Raw genomic sequence first — 17,325 nt, 5'->3', positions numbered from 1 at the left:
CACAGATCAAGGCTTTGTTTGGTGTGTGAAGTCATCGGCTTATTAGTACCGGTCAGCTTCACGGGTCGTTGGTCCCCGCTTCCACATCCGGCCTATCTACCCAGTGGTCTAGCTGGGAGCCTCTCAGGACCGAAGCCCTATGGAAACCTCATCTTGAAGCAGGCTTCCCGCTTAGATGCTTTCAGCGGTTATCCCTTCCGAACGTAGCCAACCAGCCGTGCTCCTGGCGGAACAACTGGCACACCAGAGGTTCGTCCGTCCCGGTCCTCTCGTACTAGGGACAGGTCTTCTCAAGTTTCCTGCGCGCGCAGCGGATAGGGACCGAACTGTCTCACGACGTTCTAAACCCAGCTCGCGTACCGCTTTAATGGGCGAACAGCCCAACCCTTGGGACCTACTCCAGCCCCAGGATGCGACGAGCCGACATCGAGGTGCCAAACCATGCCGTCGATATGGACTCTTGGGCAAGATCAGCCTGTTATCCCCGGGGTACCTTTTATCCGTTGAGCGACGGCGCTTCCACAAGCCACCGCCGGATCACTAGTCCCGACTTTCGTCCCTGCTCGACTTGTCAGTCTCACAGTCAAGCTCCCTTGTGCACTTGCACTCGACACCTGATTGCCAACCAGGCTGAGGGAACCTTTGGGCGCCTCCGTTACATTTTAGGAGGCAACCGCCCCAGTTAAACTACCCACCAGGCACTGTCCCTGATCCGGATCACGGACCGAGGTTAGACATCCAGAGCGACCAGAGTGGTATTTCAACGATGACTCCACCGACACTGGCGTGCCGGCTTCACAGTCTCCCACCTATCCTACACAAGCCGCACCGAACACCAATACCAAGCTATAGTAAAGGTCCCGGGGTCTTTCCGTCCTGCTGCGCGTAACGAGCATCTTTACTCGTAGTGCAATTTCGCCGAGTTCGCGGTTGAGACAGCGGAGAAGTCGTTACGCCATTCGTGCAGGTCGGAACTTACCCGACAAGGAATTTCGCTACCTTAGGATGGTTATAGTTACCACCGCCGTTTACTGGGGCTTAAATTCTGAGCTTCGCCTTGCGGCTGACCCGTCCTCTTAACCTTCCAGCACCGGGCAGGCGTCAGTCCGTATACATCGTCTTGCGACTTCGCACGGACCTGTGTTTTTAGTAAACAGTCGCTTCTCCCTGGTCTCTGCGGCCTTCGAACGCTCCCCCAGCAAGTGGGTTCACGCCTCAGGCCCCCTTCTCCCGAAGTTACGGGGGCATTTTGCCGAGTTCCTTAACCACGATTCTCTCGATCGCCTTAGTATTCTCTACCTGACCACCTGAGTCGGTTTAGGGTACGGGCGGCTAGAACCTCGCGTCGAGGCTTTTCTAGGCAGCATAGGATCACCCTCTTCCCCCATACGGGGTCACCATCAGCTCTCAGGCTCCATGAGGGGCGGATTTGCCTACCCCTCGCCCTACGACCTTGGACGTGGACAACCATCGCCACGCGGAGGCTACCTTCCTGCGTCACCCCTGTTAATACGCTTACCTACTACCGGTTCGGGTCACGCGCGCCACCCACGGTGGCCCCCGAAGGGACCGGTGCGGGCTTTGGGCGCTTAGCATCACCGGGCTCGGTATGGGCGGTTCTTCGCCGGTACGGGAATATCAACCCGTTGTCCATCGACTACGCCTGTCGGCCTCGCCTTAGGTCCCGACTTACCCAGGGCGGATTAGCCTGGCCCTGGAACCCTTGGTCATTCGGCGGACGGGTTTCTCACCCGTCTTTCGCTACTCATGCCTGCATTCTCACTCGTGTGGCGTCCACCGCTGGGTCACCCCGCGACTTCACTCGCCACACGACGCTCCCCTACCCATCCACACACCTGGACCACGAAGGCCTAGTCAACGTGTGAATGCCACAGCTTCGGCGGTATGCTTGAGCCCCGCTACATTGTCGGCGCGGAATCACTTGACCAGTGAGCTATTACGCACTCTTTCAAGGGTGGCTGCTTCTAAGCCAACCTCCTGGTTGTCTGTGCAACTCCACATCCTTTCCCACTTAGCATACGCTTAGGGGCCTTAGCTGGTGGTCTGGGCTGTTTCCCTCTCGACTACGGAGCTTATCCCCCGCAGTCTCACTGCCACGCTCTCACTTACCGGCATTCGGAGTTTGGCTAACGTCAGTAACCTTGTAGGGCCCATCGGCTATCCAGTAGCTCTACCTCCGGCAAGAAACACGTGACGCTGCACCTAAATGCATTTCGGGGAGAACCAGCTATCACGAAGTTTGATTGGCCTTTCACCCCTAACCACAGGTCATCCCCTCGGTTTTCAACCCAAGTGGGTTCGGTCCTCCACGCGGTCTTACCCGCGCTTCAACCTGCCCATGGCTAGATCACTTCGCTTCGGGTCTAGAGCACGCGACTCGTGACGCCCTATTCGGACTCGCTTTCGCTACGGCTTCCCCACACGGGTTAACCTCGCCACGTACCACTAACTCGCAGGCTCATTCTTCAAAAGGCACGCTGTCACCCCAGCTAGGGAGGCTCCAACGGATTGTAGGCACACGGTTTCAGGTACTATTTCACTCCCCTCCCGGGGTACTTTTCACCTTTCCCTCACGGTACTTGTCCGCTATCGGTCACTAGGTAGTATTTAGGCTTAGCAAGTGGTCTTGCCAGATTCACACGGGATTTCTCGGGCCCCGTGCTACTTGGGATCCCCTTCGGGAGGCCGCACCATTTCGTCTACGGGGGTCACACCCTCTGTGCCGGGCCTTTCAAGACCCTTCGACTATGACACGACTTTCTGACTCCCTGCAGTCTCGGCAGAGACTACTGAAAGGTCCCACAACCCCGCCCACGCAACGCCTGCCGGCTATCACACGAGGACGGTTTGGCCTCATCCGCTTTCGCTCGCCACTACTCACGGAATATCTCTTCCTGTCGGTACTGAGATGTTTCACTTCCCGACGTTCCCTCCACACACCCTATATATTCAGGTGCAGGTCACCGCACATGACTGCGGCGGGGTTCCCCCATTCGGACATCCTCGGATCACGGTTCGTTTGCCAACTCCCCGAGGCTTATCGCAGGCTACAACGTCCTTCTTCGGCTCCTAGTGCCAAGGCATCCACCCTGTGCCCTTAAAAACTTCACAAACCACAAAGACAAGAAAATAAAGATGCTCGCGTCCACTGTGCAGTTCTCAAGCTACGGGCGACCCCACCCCACACACCCCACCACCAGGCAGAGGGTCGAGTGGTCCGCTACGAGGCAAGTGCCGCCAACCGGCGCCCACTCCCTCAGGACCCAACAGTGTGCCAACCCCACCCCAGCAACCAGACCGACACCCCTCCAACCAGCGCCCCCTCCGAAGAGAAGACACGGCGTACTAGATGCCGACCCACCACCAGGCGAGCCCATAGCCGATGTTCCACCCGTGAGCACCACCCCCGACACGCTCGGCCGAGGCATGGTCCTGACACACCACCCACCCACCAGACCCCCGAAGAGACCAGACAGGCACGGCGATGCGTAAGAGCTCCTTAGAAAGGAGGTGATCCAGCCGCACCTTCCGGTACGGCTACCTTGTTACGACTTAGTCCCAATCGCCAGTCCCACCTTCGACAGCTCCCTCCCACAAGGGGTTGGGCCACCGGCTTCGGGTGTTACCGACTTTCGTGACTTGACGGGCGGTGTGTACAAGGCCCGGGAACGTATTCACCGCAGCGTTGCTGATCTGCGATTACTAGCGACTCCGACTTCATGGGGTCGAGTTGCAGACCCCAATCCGAACTGAGACCGGCTTTTGGGATTCGCTCCACCTCGCGGTATCGCAGCCCTTTGTACCGGCCATTGTAGCATGCGTGAAGCCCAAGACATAAGGGGCATGATGATTTGACGTCATCCCCACCTTCCTCCGAGTTGACCCCGGCAGTCTCCCATGAGTCCCCGGCATAACCCGCTGGCAACATGGGACGAGGGTTGCGCTCGTTGCGGGACTTAACCCAACATCTCACGACACGAGCTGACGACAACCATGCACCACCTGTACACCGACCTTGCGGGGCGCACATCTCTGCACGTTACCGGTGTATGTCAAGCCTTGGTAAGGTTCTTCGCGTTGCATCGAATTAATCCGCATGCTCCGCCGCTTGTGCGGGCCCCCGTCAATTTCTTTGAGTTTTAGCCTTGCGGCCGTACTCCCCAGGCGGGGCACTTAATGCGTTTGCTGCGGCACGGAACTCGTGGAATGAGCCCCACACCTAGTGCCCAACGTTTACGGCATGGACTACCAGGGTATCTAATCCTGTTCGCTCCCCATGCTTTCGCTCCTCAGCGTCAGTTGCGGCCCAGTGACCTGCCTTCGCCATCGGTGTTCCTCCTGATATCTGCGCATTCCACCGCTACACCAGGAATTCCAGTCACCCCTACCGCACTCTAGTCTGCCCGTACCCACTGCAAGCCCAAGGTTGAGCCTTGAGTTTTCACAGCAGACGCGACAAACCGCCTACGAGCTCTTTACGCCCAATAATTCCGGACAACGCTTGCGCCCTACGTATTACCGCGGCTGCTGGCACGTAGTTAGCCGGCGCTTCTTCTGCAGGTACCGTCACTTGCGCTTCTTCCCTGCTGAAAGAGGTTTACAACCCGAAGGCCTTCATCCCTCACGCGGCGTCGCTGCATCAGGCTTTCGCCCATTGTGCAATATTCCCCACTGCTGCCTCCCGTAGGAGTCTGGGCCGTGTCTCAGTCCCAGTGTGGCCGGTCGCCCTCTCAGGCCGGCTACCCGTCGTCGCCTTGGTAGGCCATCACCCCACCAACAAGCTGATAGGCCGCGAGTCCATCCCTGACCAAAAAATCTTTCCAGACCCCACCATGCGATCAGGTCTCATATCCGGTATTAGCCACCGTTTCCAGCAGTTATCCCAGAGTCAGGGGCAGGTTACTCACGTGTTACTCACCCGTTCGCCACTGATCAACCAGAGCAAGCCCTGATATCACCGTTCGACTTGCATGTGTTAAGCACGCCGCCAGCGTTCGTCCTGAGCCAGAATCAAACTCTCCGTAAATGTCAACATGGCACCCCCAGCCACCAAAGCAGCAGGAGCAACCGACACACGAAACAGACCCCAACCGGCTAAAGCCAGGGCCCAAAAATGATCTGACCACAAACACACACCCCACAAACCGTGAGGCGTGACATCGATGAACCAGACCAACCCACCACACACCCGGGGCACACCCACCACAACGGCAGACACACCCCAGACACGCAGCAAGCCAAAATGGCATCGACTACTTGGCACACTGTTGAGTTCTCAAGGACCGGACGCGCATCCCGCAGAGCCTTCCGACCCTGCCAAGAGGCAACCGCTCAAACTTACCCGACCCAACCAGACCCGTCAACCACCCGAACCCGCTCAGACCGCCCCATCCACACCACAACACCCGACCACAACAGCCGGAGCATCCACTGCTTCAGGGAGCCAACCCCGGGACCGGCCACCCCCACTCCGAAGAGCCGGTGTCCGTTCCTCCCTGCCGGGCGGCGAAGAGAAACACTACGCATGCCGGGCCGTGCCGTCAAAGCCGTGCTCGGTGACGCCGGTCACCGGCCGGTCGTCGGCCGTTCGTCTGCCCGTCACACGCACGCTCAGCCGGCCGGCAGCGCGTCCCGGCGTGGGTCACGCTTCGCCGAAGCCCTCCTCGAGCTCGGCGACGACGGCGCGGACCGCCTGCGGTGCGTCGGGTCCGGACGCGGTCACCACGAGCTGCTGCCCGCCGACGGCTCCGAGCGCCACCAGCGCCAGCACGCTCTTGGCATCGGCGCCGTTCACCGCGATGGTCGCGTCGAAGCCGCTCGCGGTCCGGACGAGCCGCGCCGCGGGCCGCGCGTGCAGTCCGAGCCGGTTCCGCAGCATCGCGGTCCCCGCGCCTCGGGCACCTCGCGGTGCTCGCGCGTCGGCGTGCCGCTCGCGTGCGTCGCGCTGACGCCGCCGGCAGTCGGCTCCTCCACGGGGGTGCGGTCGTCCCCTCGGTACCGGCCGGGGCGCCGCGCTCGGGCGCGAACCCGGCACCGGCTGCCCGAGCCGCACGTGCCACCTCGTCGAGATCGGCACCACCCTGCGCGACCACCGCTGCCTCGACGGCACCTTCGACGAACGGTGCGTCGACCAGCCGCACCCGCGCAGCGACGGCGGCGCCGGCCATCTCGAGCACGGACTCCGCCGTGAGGACCGCCGACCCGAGGTCGGTGAGGACGACCGCGGACCCGCCATCGCTCAGCGCTCGGTCCACCGCGGCGCCGATGAGGTCGAAGCTCGTGCCGAGCCGGCCGTCGTCCGTCCCGCCCGCGGGCAGCAGGACCACGTCGGGGGCCATCGGACCGGCGAGCTCGGCGACCCCCTCCGCCAGGACGCGCGAGTGCGACACGAGCACGAGGGCCACCGTCGGCGACGCCATGTCAGCCGGCCTGCGCGGCGTCCGCGGCTGCCCGCAGGAGCAGCGCCGTCGACGTCGCCCCGGGGTCGGCGTGCCCGGCACTGCGCTCCCCGAGGTAGCTCGCACGCCCCTTCGTCGCGACGAGCGGGATGGTCGCCTCCGCCCCGTCGGCTGCTGCCTGCGCCGCCGCGTCCAGGACGGCCGCGGGTCCGTCGCCGCGGTCGGCCGCGTGCACCGCGGCAGCGACCGCGGGTGACCACGCGTCCACCATCGTCTTCTCCCCGGTCGTCGCCTTGCCCCGCGCGACGATGCCCTCGAGCCCCGCCTCGAGCATCGCCACCACAGCGCCCGAGTCGAGCTCCGTCAGCCCGGTGACCTTGGCGGCCCGCAGGTAGGCGGTCCCGTAGAGGGTCCGGCGGCGCCGCCGACCGTGGACATCAGCGTCGTGGCGAGCAGCTTGAGGACGTCACCGACCTGTGAGGGCTCGTCGTCGAGCGCGTCCAGGCGGGCCACCGTCGCGCTGAAGCCGCGGTGCATGTTCTCGCCGTGGTCGCCGTCGCCGATCTGGCGATCGAGCTCGATGAGTTCGGTGCGGTGCTCGGCCACCACCTCGGCCGAGCGTCGGACCCAGCGCATCGCCCATGCGACGTCGAGTGCCATTCTCCTCCTTCGTCGACGCGTGCCCACCGGTCGGCGGGCACTGCCCCGGACGCAGCCTGCCACGGCGCGGCCGGACTGCAGGCCCGCCGGGCCCGTCGCGACCGAACCGTGACCCGGACGCCGCGACGGACCCGACCGACGCGCTCACCAGCGCAACGCGGCCGTCCGGACGGGCGCGTCCCACAGCGTCGTCAGCTCGTCGTCGAGCCGCAGCACGGTCACGGACGCCCCCTGCATCTCGAGCGACGTGACGTAGCTGCCGACCAGCGACCGGGTGACGGTGACGCCCTTCGCCTCGAGCAGGCGGCGGGCCTGGCGGTACACGACGTACAGCTCGGACGCGGGCGTGCCGCCCATGCCGTTGACGAAGAGCAGCACGGACTCCCCGCCGCCCAACCCGAGGTCGTCCATGACGGGGACGGTGAGCTGCTCGGTGATCTCGTCGGCGGACGCCATCGGCACGCGGCGGCGACCGGGCTCGCCGTGGATGCCGATGCCGATCTCGATCTCGCTCTCCGTGAGGTCGAAGCTCGGCACGCCGGCGTGCGGCACCGTGCACGCGGCGAGCGCGACCCCATCGACCTCACGTTCGCGATCACACGCTCGGCGACGTCGGCCACCCCGGCGAGGTCGTCGCCGCGGTCGGCGGCCGCCCCGGCGATCTTCTCGACGCAGAGCGTGCCGGCGACACCGCGCCGTCCCGCCGTGTACAGCGAGTCCTCGACGGCGACGTCGTCGTTCACCACGACCGTGCGGACCTCGACGTCGTCGGCGTCGGCGAGCTCGGCGGCGGTCTCGAAGTTCAGGACGTCGCCGGTGTAGTTCTTGACGATGTGCAGCACGCCGCGGCCACCGTTCGCGGCGAGGGTCGCCGGTGCGATGGCGTCCGGGGTCGGCGAGGTGAACATCGCCCCGGGCACGGCGGCGTCGAGCATCCCGGCGCCGACGAAGCCGGCGTGGAGGGGCTCGTGCCCGCTGCCGCCCCCGCTGACCAGCCCGACCTTCCCCTCGACGGGCCCGTCGGCCCGCACCACGTAGAGCGGGTCGTGATGGACGGTGACCAGGTCGGCGTGCGCCCACCCGAAGCCCTCGACGGACTCGTCGACGACGTGGGCGGGGTCGTTGATCAGCTTCTTCACGCGGGTTCCCTTCGCTGGCCGGCCGCGCGCTCGTCGTCGAGCCGCCGAGCCGGGGCCGTGACCTGTGCACCGGACGCGGGCGTCCGGTCCCCCGTCGGCCAGCCTCGCCGTGGTCGCCAGCGGCGTCAAGGACGCACGCTCGGCCGCGGCGTCAGCCGCGACCGAGCAGCGAGCGGGCGTCCGCGACCAGGGTGATCGAGCCGGTGACGAGCACCCCGGACCCCATGTCCTCCGCGCGCTCGGCGAGCTGGACGGCGACGTCGATCGCCGCGTCCAGGCGGTCCGCGACGTGCACGCGGTCCTCGCCGAAGATGTCGACCGCGATCTGCGCGAGGTCCTCGGGGTCCTGCGCGCGCGGTGAGGACGACCGGGTCACCACGATCTCGGCCAGCAGCGGCTCCAGGCCGGAGAGCACGTTCTCGGCGTCCTTGTCGTCGAGGACGCCGACCACGCCGACCAGCCGGGTGAACTCGAACGACTCGTCGACCGCGGCGACGAGAGCCGCGATGCCGGCCGGGTTGTGGGCGGCGTCGACGAGGATCGTCGGGCTCGTGCGGACGAGCTCGAGGCGCCCCGGGGAGTCGACGTCGGCGAACGCCGCGCCGACCAGGTCCCCGTTGAGCGCGGCTCCCCCGCTGAGCAGGACCTCGGCGGCGACGAGCGCGAGCAGGGCGTTCTGCGCCTGGTGGACGCCGTGCAGGGGGACGAACACCTCGGTGTACGTCCCGCCCAACCCGCGCAGCGACAGCAGCTGCCCGCCGACGGCGACCTGCCGCTCGGCGACGTCGATGTCGATGCCCTGCCGCACCACCCGCGCACCGCGCTCGGCGGCGACGGCGAGCAGGACCCCCTCGGCGTCCTCGGACTGCTCGGCGAGCACGACCGTCGCGCCGTCCTTGATGATCCCGGACTTCTCCCCGGCGATCGCCGTGAGCTCGTGGCCGAGCCAGCGCTCGTGGTCGTAGGCGACCGGGGTGATGACCGCGACCTCGCCGTCGACCACGTTGGTGGCGTCCCAGGACCCGCCCATGCCGACCTCGATCACCGCGACGTCGACCGGGGCGTCGGCGAACGCGGCGAACGCCATCACGGTGAGCACCTCGAAAAAGCTCAGCCGCGGGCCGCCCTCGGCCAGGGACCGGGTGTCGACCATGTGCACGTACGGCGCGACGTCCTGCCAGACCTCGACGAAGCGCTCGGCGCTGATCGGCTCGCCGTCGATCGCGATCCGCTCCCGGACGTCGGTGAGGTGCGGGCTGGTGAACCGCCCGGTCCGCAACCCGTGCTCCCGGACGAGACGCTCGACCATGCGGGACGTCGACGTCTTGCCGTTGGTCCCGGTGAGGTGGATCGTCCGGAACGCCGCCTGCGGGTCGCCCAGCAGCTCGCACACCGCCCGCACCCGGTCCAGCGTCGGCTGGACGTCGTGCTCGGGCGTGCGCTCGAGGATCCCGGCGTACACCTCCGCGGCCGCCGTCTCGGCCTCCGTGCGGCCCTGCCGGCGTGCGTGGTCCGCTCCGCTCATGCGCCCGACCCCTCCGTCGTGTCGTCCTTGGTCACGTCGACGCTCACGCCGTCACCCGGCGCGTCCTGCACCGTGAGCGCGGTCGCAAGCGTCTCGGCGGTGATGAGGGCGTGGTGCTGCTCGACGGCGTCACGCCACCCCGCGGGCACCGCGACCGTCAGGCGCACCCGGTCGCTCACATCGAGCCCGGCCGCCTTGCGGGCGTCCTGGACGGCGCGGACGACGTCGCGGGCGCGCCCCTCGGCGACCAGCGCGTCGTCGAGCGCGGTGGACAGGACGACGACGCCGCCACCGGGCAGCACCGCGGCCGCGACCTCGTCGCCGTCGCCGGCGCTCACGACCGTGACGACCTCGTACTCCGGCGCCTCGAGCGGCACCGGACCGTCCGCGGTCCGGACCACCACCGCGCCGTCGGTCAGCTCCCAGTCCCCGGCCTTGGCGGCCTTGATGACCGCCTGCACCTGGCGTCCGAGGCGCGGGCCGGCCGCGCGGGCGTTGACCGCGAGCCGGCTGGACACCCCGAGCCCGGCCGCGGCGGCGTCGTCCAGGCCGAGGACCTCGACGGCCTTGACGTTGACCTCGGCGGCGACGAGGTCGGTGAACGCGGTGGCGTGGGCGGCGTCCGGCAGGGCGACCCGCAGGAGCCGCAGCGGCTGCCGGACGCGCAGGCCGTTGGCCTTGCGCAGCCCGAGGGTCACCGAGCAGACCTCGCGGATGCGGTCCATGACCGCGACGAGCTCGGCGTCGCTGAGCCCACCGGCGGCGGCGTCGGCGGTGGCGGCGGCGGTGGCGGTGGCATCCGTGACCGGCAGCTCGTCCGGTGTCGGCCAGTCGGTCAGGTGCACGCTGCGACCACCCGTCAGGCCGCGCCAGACCTCCTCGGTGAGCAGCGGCGCGAGCGGCGCCATGAGCCGGGTGAGGACCTCGAGCGCGGTCCACAGGGTGTCGAACGCCTGGGGGTCCTCGTCCCAGAACCGCTGCCGCGACGTGCGCACGTACCAGTTGGTGAGCACGTCGAGGTGCTCCCGGACGGCCTCGCACGCGGCCGGGACGTCGTAGGCGTCCAGCTGCCCGGTCACCGTGACCACGAGGTCGCGGGTCCGCGCGAGCAGGTACCGGTCCATCGTGCCCAGGTGGGCGGCGTCGTCGGCGGTGACGCGGTGCGCGGTGAGGCCCTCGCCGCCGCGGGCGGCACCGGCGTAGAGCGTGAAGAAGTACCACGTGCTCCACAGCGGCAGCAGCACCTGCCGGACGTTCTCGCGGATGCCCTCCTCGGTGACGACGAGGTTGCCGCCGCGCAGGATCGGCGAGGCCATGAGGAACCAGCGCATCGCGTCCGAGCCGTCGCGCTCGAAGACTTCGGACACGTCCGGGTAGTTGCGCAGCGACTTGCTCATCTTCCGGCCGTCGGAGCCCAGCACGATCCCGTGCGAGACCGAGGTGCGGAACGCGGGCCGGTCGAACAGCGCGGTCGCGAGCACGTGCAGCGTGTAGAACCACCCGCGGGTCTGGCCGATGTACTCGGTGATGAAGTCGCCCGGGTAGTGGTTCTCGAACCACTCGGTGTTCTCGAACGGGTAGTGCACCTGCGCGAACGGCATCGACCCGGAGTCGAACCACACGTCGAGCACGTCCGGGATGCGGCGCATCGTCGAGCGTCCGGTGGGGTCGTCCGGGTTGGGGCGGGTGAGCTCGTCGATGAACGGACGGTGCAGGTCGGTCACGGGTCGCCCGAAGTCCCGCTCGAGGTCGGCGAGGGAGCCGTACACGTCGGTGCGCGGGTAGGCGGGGTCGTCGCTCACCCACACCGGGATGGGCGTGCCCCAGTACCGGTTGCGGGAGATGGACCAGTCCCGCGCGCCGGCGAGCCACTTGCCGAACTGGCCGTCCTTGATGTGCTCGGGGACCCACGTGATCCCGTCGTTGAGCTCGACCATGCGGTCCCGGAACTGGGTGACGCGCACGAACCAGCTCGACACCGCCCGGTAGATCAGCGGGTTCCGGCACCGCCAGCAGTGCGGGTAGGAGTGCTGGTAGGTCTCGTGCCGGACGACGACGGCGCGCCGCGCGGGGTCGGTCGCCGCCAGCGGTCCGGTGCCCGCCTTGAGGTCGGCGATGATCTGCGGGTTGGCGTCGAAGACCTGCAGGGCCGCGTAGTCGGGGACCTCGGTGGTGAACTGGCCGCGCGCGTCGACCGGGACGACGGGCCGGATGCCGGCGGCGTCGCACACGAGCATGTCGTCCTCGCCGAACGCGGGCGCGAGGTGGACCAGGCCGGTGCCGTCCTCCGTCGTGACGAAGTCACCGGGCAGGACGTGGTGGGCCGCGGGGTTGCCCTCGGGGTCGGCGAAGTACGGGAAGGGCGGGGTGTAGGAGCGTCCGACGAGCTCGCTGCCCCGGACGGTCTCGAGCACGGTCGCGTCCTCGCCGAGCTCGCGGGCGTAGGACGCCAGGCGCGACTCGGCCAGCAGCACCCGCTCGCCGTGAAGGGTGCTGGACTCCCCCGGCGCGACGACGACGTACGGGATGTCGGGCCCGACGGCGACCGCGAGGTTGGACGGCAGCGTCCACGGCGTCGTCGTCCAGATCAGCGCGAGCTCGCCGGACTCCAGGCGCACGCCGACGGTGAGGGCCGGGTCCTGGCGGGACTGGTAGACGTCGTCGTCCATGCGCAGCTCGTGGTTGGACAGCGGCGTCTCGTCACGCCAGCAGTACGGCAGCACGCGGTAGCCCTCGTAGGCCAGGCCCTTGTCGTGCAGCTGCTTGAACGCCCAGATGACCGACTCCATGTAGGTCACGTCGAGCGTCTTGTAGTCGTTCTCGAAGTCGACCCAGCGCGCCTGCCGCGTGACGTAGTCCTGCCACTCGTCGGTGTACTTGAGCACCGAGGTGCGGCACGCCTCGTTGAACGCGGCGATGCCCATCTCGTCGATCTGGGACTTCTGCGTGATGCCCAGGACGCGCTCCGCCTCGAGCTCGGCGGGCAGGCCGTGCGTGTCCCAGCCGAAGCGGCGCTCGACCCGCTGCCCGGCCTGGGTCCGGTAGCGCCCGACGACGTCCTTGGCGTACCCGGTCAGCAGGTGGCCGTAGTGCGGCAGTCCGTTGGCGAAGGGCGGGCCGTCGTAGAAGACGAACTCGTTGGACCCGTCCGGGCCCGCGTCGCGGTTGTCGATCGAGGCGCGGAAGGTGCCGTCGGCCGCCCAGTAGGCGAGGACGTCCTTCTCCAGCGCGGGCAGGTCCGGGGACGCCGGGACCGCGGGTCGCTTGCCGTCACCCGTCGGGTCGCTCGGGCGGTGCAGGGGGTACGCCATGGGGCCGGTCCTTCGTCGTCGTCGTCGTGCACTGTGTCCTGCCGGTCCGCGCCACCCTCAGGGGCTGCGTGGACCACACCGTGCGAGGACGACGAGCGCATGCCCGCCGCGGTACCACCTCGCTTGCCGCCGCTCACCGCCCGGGGGCTGCGTGCGACGACCACTCCTGCGGGCTGTCACGGGCCCACCCGTCCGGTTCTACTGGGGCCACCCGGGGTGGTCCGTTCTTCCGGAGGCTCGCCGGTGATGGCCGGGTCGGTGCCTCTGGGGCGATCGTACCCGCTGGGTGGCGCGTGCGGCCGGTCGGGCGGGTGAGCGGGCGGACGGGCGGGCGGGGTGCGGCCGGCCCCCTGCCCGGTCGCCCCCGCCCGCCGCCGCCCGCTGCCGCCCGCCGTCAGGCGTGAGCCGTCAGGGGTGAGCCGTCAGGCGTGAGCCGTCACCCGGCGGAGGGACGTGCGTCGGTGGTGCCGGCGACGGTGGTCACGAAGCCGGCGCTGGGCGACGTGCCGTTGAGCACGAAGTCGCCGACGGTGCGCTCCTTGAGCACGACCGGGTTGTGGGAGGCGATGGTCCGGGCGTTGCGCCAGTGCCGGTCGAGCAGCCGCCCGCTGCTCGTCGCGGACGCGCCGCCGACCTCGAACAGGTCGGTCGCGCTGCGCAGCACGAGGTCGACGACGACGAGCTGCGCCTGGTAGGCGGCGACGTCGGCCGCGTCGTGGTCCTCCTGGGTCGCGGTCCCGCGGGCGACGGACCGGGTCAGCGCGTCGAGCGTCTCGGCGGCCGCCAGGACGGTCGCGTCGGCGGCGAAGGACGCCGCGGCGAGCCGCCCGACGACGGCCTGGACCAGCGGGTCGGCCCGCGGCGCCGGGGTGGCGGCGTTGCCGAAGGTCCGGCTCCGGGGGCGGACGAACGCCGTGGCGTCGGTGACGACCGCCCGCCCTATCCCGGCCAGGGTCGCCAGCAGGTGCAGCTGGAAGTAGGCGCCGAGCACCGAGGGCCGGCGCGCGGCGTAGGGCACGATGCCGCGCGGGTCCACCTCGACGGCGGTGAGGACGGTGGTGCCGCTGCCGGTCATCCGCTGGCCGAACCCGTCCCAGTCGTCGAGGCGCTCGACGCCGGGGGCGTCGGCCCGGACGGCGACGGTGACGCGTTCGCCGTCCGGCGCGACCGCGCCGACCGAGATCCAGTCCGCGAAGATCGTCCCGGTGCTGTAGTACTTCGTGCCGTCGAGCCGCCAGCGCCCGTCGGCGTCCGGAGCGACGGTCGTGCGCGTGTCCCACAGGCCGCCGTTGCCCTGCTCGCTGCTCGCGTTGCCGATGAGCCGCCCGGCGACGGCCTCCTGCGCCCAGAAGCGCCGGACCGACGGGTCGCGGTCGGTCAGCGCGTGCTCGAGGTAGGCGAAGTGGCCGCGCAGGAGGTGGGCGACGTTGGAGTCCGCGTGCGCGAGCTCGATCAGCAGGCGGAACAGCTGGGTCAGGCTCGCACCGCGCCCGCCGGCGAGGCGTGACACCCGCAGCGCACCGAACCCGGCGTCGCGCAGCCAGCCGACCGCCTCGAAGGGCAGCTCGCGCCGCTCCTCCCGCTCGACCGCGCCGGCGGCGATGCGCTCGAAGAGCGGTCGGAAGTCGGCCGCGAGCTCCTCGTACGGCGGCGGGTCCTCGGCTGCGCCGGTGAGGATCGCGGGCACCGCCGCCTCCTGGCCGGCGGCGGCGTCGGACGGCGCGGCGTCGTCGGACGGTGCGTGGTCGTCGGACCTCGCGGCGTCGTCGGATGGTGCGGCGTCGTCGGATGGTGCGGCGTCGTCGGATGGTGCGGCGTCGTCGGATGGTGCGGCCGGGCGGGACGGCGCGGCGGCGTCGGACGTCGCACTGGGATGCGGCGCCGGGCGACCGAAGGCCGCTCCGACAGCGGGGTCGACGGCGGGATCGAGCAGGGTGTCGGTCATCGGGAGACCTCCGGTGCGATGGTGATGGGTCGTGGTCGAGCAGAGGGCGCGGGCGGTCGTGGGCCGCGGCGCCGGTCAGACGGCGCCGGTCAGACGGCGCCGGTCAGACGGCGCCGGTCAGACGGCGGCGGTCAGACGGCGGCGAGCTCAGCGGCCGGCTCGGGGACGGGCGCACCGCCGAGGTGGCGACCGCCCCGGTACCGCGCACCGGGGTGGGAGTCGGGCAGCCGGGTGCGGCCGGCGCCGAAGAGGCGCTCGCGCAGCGTGCTCTCGGCGTACTCGGTCCGGTAGAGCCCGCGGCGCTGCAGCTCCGGCACCACGAGCTCGATGAAGTCCTCGGCGGTGCCCGGGGTGAGGAACTGGCGCAGGTTGAAGCCGTCGAGGTCGGTGTCGCGCACCCACCCCTCGATGGTGTCGACGACCTCGGTGGGCGTGCCGACCGCGAAGAACCCCTTGTCGAAGCGGGTGACCGCCGCGAGCGCCTGGCCCACCGTGGTGCCGGGCGCGTACCGCCGGTTGCTCGGCACCTGCTCGCGGCCGCCGAGGCCGGCGACGATGTCGTCGATGACGGTCTCGGGCGGGTAGGCGGCCAGGTCGACGCCGCCACCGCCCGCATGGGCGAGGTAGCCCTCCGCGCGGGACAGCAGCCGGAACTCCTCCGCCTTGCGCTCCGCGGCTTCCCTGTCCTTCCCGACGATCACGACGGCGCCCGCGAACGCCTTGATGTCGTCGGGCTCGCGCCCGTTCTCGACGGCGATCCGCCGCAGGTCCGCGATGCCCTCGCGGTAGTCCGCGAGCCCGCGGCCCCCGACGAACACGGCCTCCGCATGCCGGCCCGCGAAGGCCTTGCCGGTCGGCGACCCCCGGCCTGGAACAGCACCGGCGTGCGCTGCGTCGACGGCTCGCTGAGGTGCGGCCCGGCGACCGAGAAGTGCTCACCGACGTGGTCGATGGCCCGCACGCGCGACGGGTCGGTGTAGACGCGTCCGGCGACGTCGCGCACGACGGCGTCGTCGTCCCAGGACCCCTCCCACAGCTTGTACAGGACGTCGAGGTACTCCTCTGCGATCGCGTACCGGAGCTCGTGCTCGACCTCCTGCGTCAGCCCGAAGTTCCGGGCCGCGTTCGGCAGGTACGAGGTGACGATGTTCCAGCCGAACCGGCCCTTCGTCAGGTGGTCGAGCGTGCTCGCCCGGCGGGCGAACGCGAACGGCGGCTCGTACGTCGTCGAGAAGGTCGCCGCGAACCCGAGGTGACGCGTCACCGCCGCCATGGCGGGGATCACCAGCAGCGGGTCGTTGTTCGGGATCTGCACCGCCTCGCGCAGGGCGGTGTCGGGGCCGGCGCGGTAGCCGTCGTAGGTGCCGATCACGTCGGCGAGGAAGACGGCGTCGAACAGGCCCTCCTCGAGGAGCTTGGCGTGCTCGGTCCAGAACTCGAGGTCGTTGAACCGGTGCCGGGTGTTCTCGGGGTGGACCCACAGGCCGTGGGAGATGTGCCCCACGGTGTTCATCTCGAAGAGGTTGAAGGAGATGGGCTTGGTCATCGCTCGGTCCTGTCGGTGGTCGTGGTCGCGCTCGTCGGTGCCGCCGCCGCGAGTCGCGGGATCGCAGCGATGAGACGGCGCGTGTACGGGTGCTGCGGTGCGGTGAAGACGTCGTCGACGTCGCCGTGCTCGACCACCTCGCCACCGGAGAGCACGAGCACCCGGTCGCTGACGTGGTGGATGACGCCGAGGTCGTGCGAGATGAAGACGTACGCGACGCCCGTCTCGGCCTGGACGTCGGCGAGCAGGTCGAGCACCTGCGCCTGGACCGACACGTCCAGCGCCGACACCGGCTCGTCGCAGACGACGATCCGGGGGCGCGGTGCCAGCGCCCGGGCGATCGCCACGCGCTGACGCTGCCCACCGGACAGCCGCCGGGGTCGACGCTCCAGGTGCTCGGCGGTCAGGCCGACCTGCTCGAGCAGCTCGACCGCCCGGTCGTGTCGCCGCGAGCGCGGGACGCCGGCCACCCCGAGCGCGTCGCCGAGGATGCGGCCGACGGTGTGCCTCGGGTCGAAGGAGCTCAACGGGTCCTGGTGCACCACCTGCACGTCACGGCGCAGGTCCCGTCGCTCGCGCGCCGAGAGCCCCGCCCACGAGCGCCCGTGCACCTGGACGGTCCCCGCGGTCGGCTCGGTGAGGCCGAGCAGCATCCGCGCCGTCGTCGTCTTGCCGGAGCCCGACTCCCCCACGATCCCGAGCGTCTCGCCGGCCCGGAGCGTGAAGGACACGTCGGCGACCGCGACCCGGGGCCGGCCGTCCGGCCCCGGGAACGACCGG

The 17,325-nt window shown here is 69.1% G+C and carries 6 protein-coding genes, 2 rRNA genes and 4 pseudogenes; all 12 read right to left on the bottom strand.

Annotated elements, in window-relative coordinates; genetic code table 11:
- Positions 1-22: 22 nt before the first annotated feature.
- The 12 genes and pseudogenes from REH70_RS06200 to REH70_RS20450 all read right to left on the bottom strand — a co-directional run bounded on the left by REH70_RS06200 (position 23) and on the right by REH70_RS20450 (position 17,237).
- Positions 23-3,132, bottom strand: a 23S ribosomal RNA gene (locus REH70_RS06200).
- A 392-nt stretch (positions 3,133-3,524) separates the two neighbouring features.
- Positions 3,525-5,047, bottom strand: a 16S ribosomal RNA gene (locus REH70_RS06195).
- The 16S and 23S rRNA genes sit together here, the layout of an rRNA operon.
- Positions 5,048-5,662: 615 nt before the next feature.
- Positions 5,663-5,899 (bottom strand): HPr family phosphocarrier protein, encoded by a 237-nt coding sequence (locus REH70_RS06190; RefSeq protein ID WP_310753225.1) that lies wholly within the window; start codon positions 5,897-5,899, stop codon positions 5,663-5,665.
- Between the two features lie 223 nt (positions 5,900-6,122).
- Positions 6,123-6,440 (bottom strand): annotated as a pseudogene (dhaM, locus tag REH70_RS06185) (dihydroxyacetone kinase phosphoryl donor subunit DhaM); the annotation flags it as partial.
- A 1-nt stretch (position 6,441) separates the two neighbouring features.
- Positions 6,442-7,079, bottom strand: a pseudogene (gene dhaL / locus REH70_RS06180) (dihydroxyacetone kinase subunit DhaL).
- A gap of 144 nt (positions 7,080-7,223) precedes the next feature.
- Positions 7,224-8,218 (bottom strand): annotated as a pseudogene (gene dhaK, locus REH70_RS06175) (dihydroxyacetone kinase subunit DhaK).
- 151 nt (positions 8,219-8,369) lie between these two features.
- Positions 8,370-9,743 carry a folylpolyglutamate synthase/dihydrofolate synthase family protein gene (locus tag REH70_RS06170; RefSeq protein ID WP_310753223.1) on the bottom strand — a complete coding sequence of 458 codons (1,374 nt, stop codon included), beginning with the start codon at positions 9,741-9,743 and terminating at the stop codon, positions 8,370-8,372.
- Positions 9,740-13,054, bottom strand: coding sequence for an isoleucine--tRNA ligase (ileS, locus tag REH70_RS06165; RefSeq protein WP_310753222.1), 3,315 nt, complete (start codon positions 13,052-13,054; stop codon positions 9,740-9,742). The genes REH70_RS06170 and ileS overlap by 4 nt, the downstream gene beginning before the upstream one ends.
- 436 nt (positions 13,055-13,490) lie before the next feature.
- Complete coding sequence (locus tag REH70_RS06160) at positions 13,491-14,999, bottom strand: acyl-CoA dehydrogenase (protein ID WP_310753220.1); 1,509 nt, start codon at positions 14,997-14,999, stop codon at positions 13,491-13,493.
- A gap of 131 nt (positions 15,000-15,130) precedes the next feature.
- A complete protein-coding gene (locus REH70_RS06155) occupies positions 15,131-15,817 on the bottom strand; it encodes an LLM class flavin-dependent oxidoreductase (protein WP_310753219.1) in 687 nt (228 codons plus the stop codon).
- Positions 15,818-15,918: 101 nt separating this feature from the next.
- A pseudogene (locus tag REH70_RS06150) lies at positions 15,919-16,512 on the bottom strand (LLM class flavin-dependent oxidoreductase); the annotation flags it as partial.
- A 29-nt stretch (positions 16,513-16,541) separates the two neighbouring features.
- Positions 16,542-17,237 carry an ATP-binding cassette domain-containing protein gene (locus REH70_RS20450; protein ID WP_396134685.1) on the bottom strand — a complete coding sequence of 232 codons (696 nt, stop codon included), beginning with the start codon at positions 17,235-17,237 and terminating at the stop codon, positions 16,542-16,544.
- Positions 17,238-17,325: the final 88 nt, after the last annotated feature.

Origin of the sequence: Cellulomonas sp. ATA003 (assembly GCF_031582905.1) — a bacterium.
Classification (GTDB): domain Bacteria; phylum Actinomycetota; class Actinomycetes; order Actinomycetales; family Cellulomonadaceae; genus Pengzhenrongella.
Note: the sequence above shows the minus strand (reverse complement) of the source record. Positions and strands in the feature narration are given on the sequence as shown.

Coding starts and splice junctions, on each gene's coding strand:
- REH70_RS06160 (WP_310753220.1), bottom strand. CDS start 14,999: ATGACCGACACCCTGCTCGATCCCGCCGTCGACCCCGCTGTCGGAGCG.
- REH70_RS06170 (WP_310753223.1), bottom strand. CDS start 9,743: ATGAGCGGAGCGGACCACGCACGCCGGCAGGGCCGCACGGAGGCCGAG.
- REH70_RS06190 (WP_310753225.1), bottom strand. CDS start 5,899: ATGCTGCGGAACCGGCTCGGACTGCACGCGCGGCCCGCGGCGCGGCTC.
- ileS (WP_310753222.1), bottom strand. CDS start 13,054: ATGGCGTACCCCCTGCACCGCCCGAGCGACCCGACGGGTGACGGCAAG.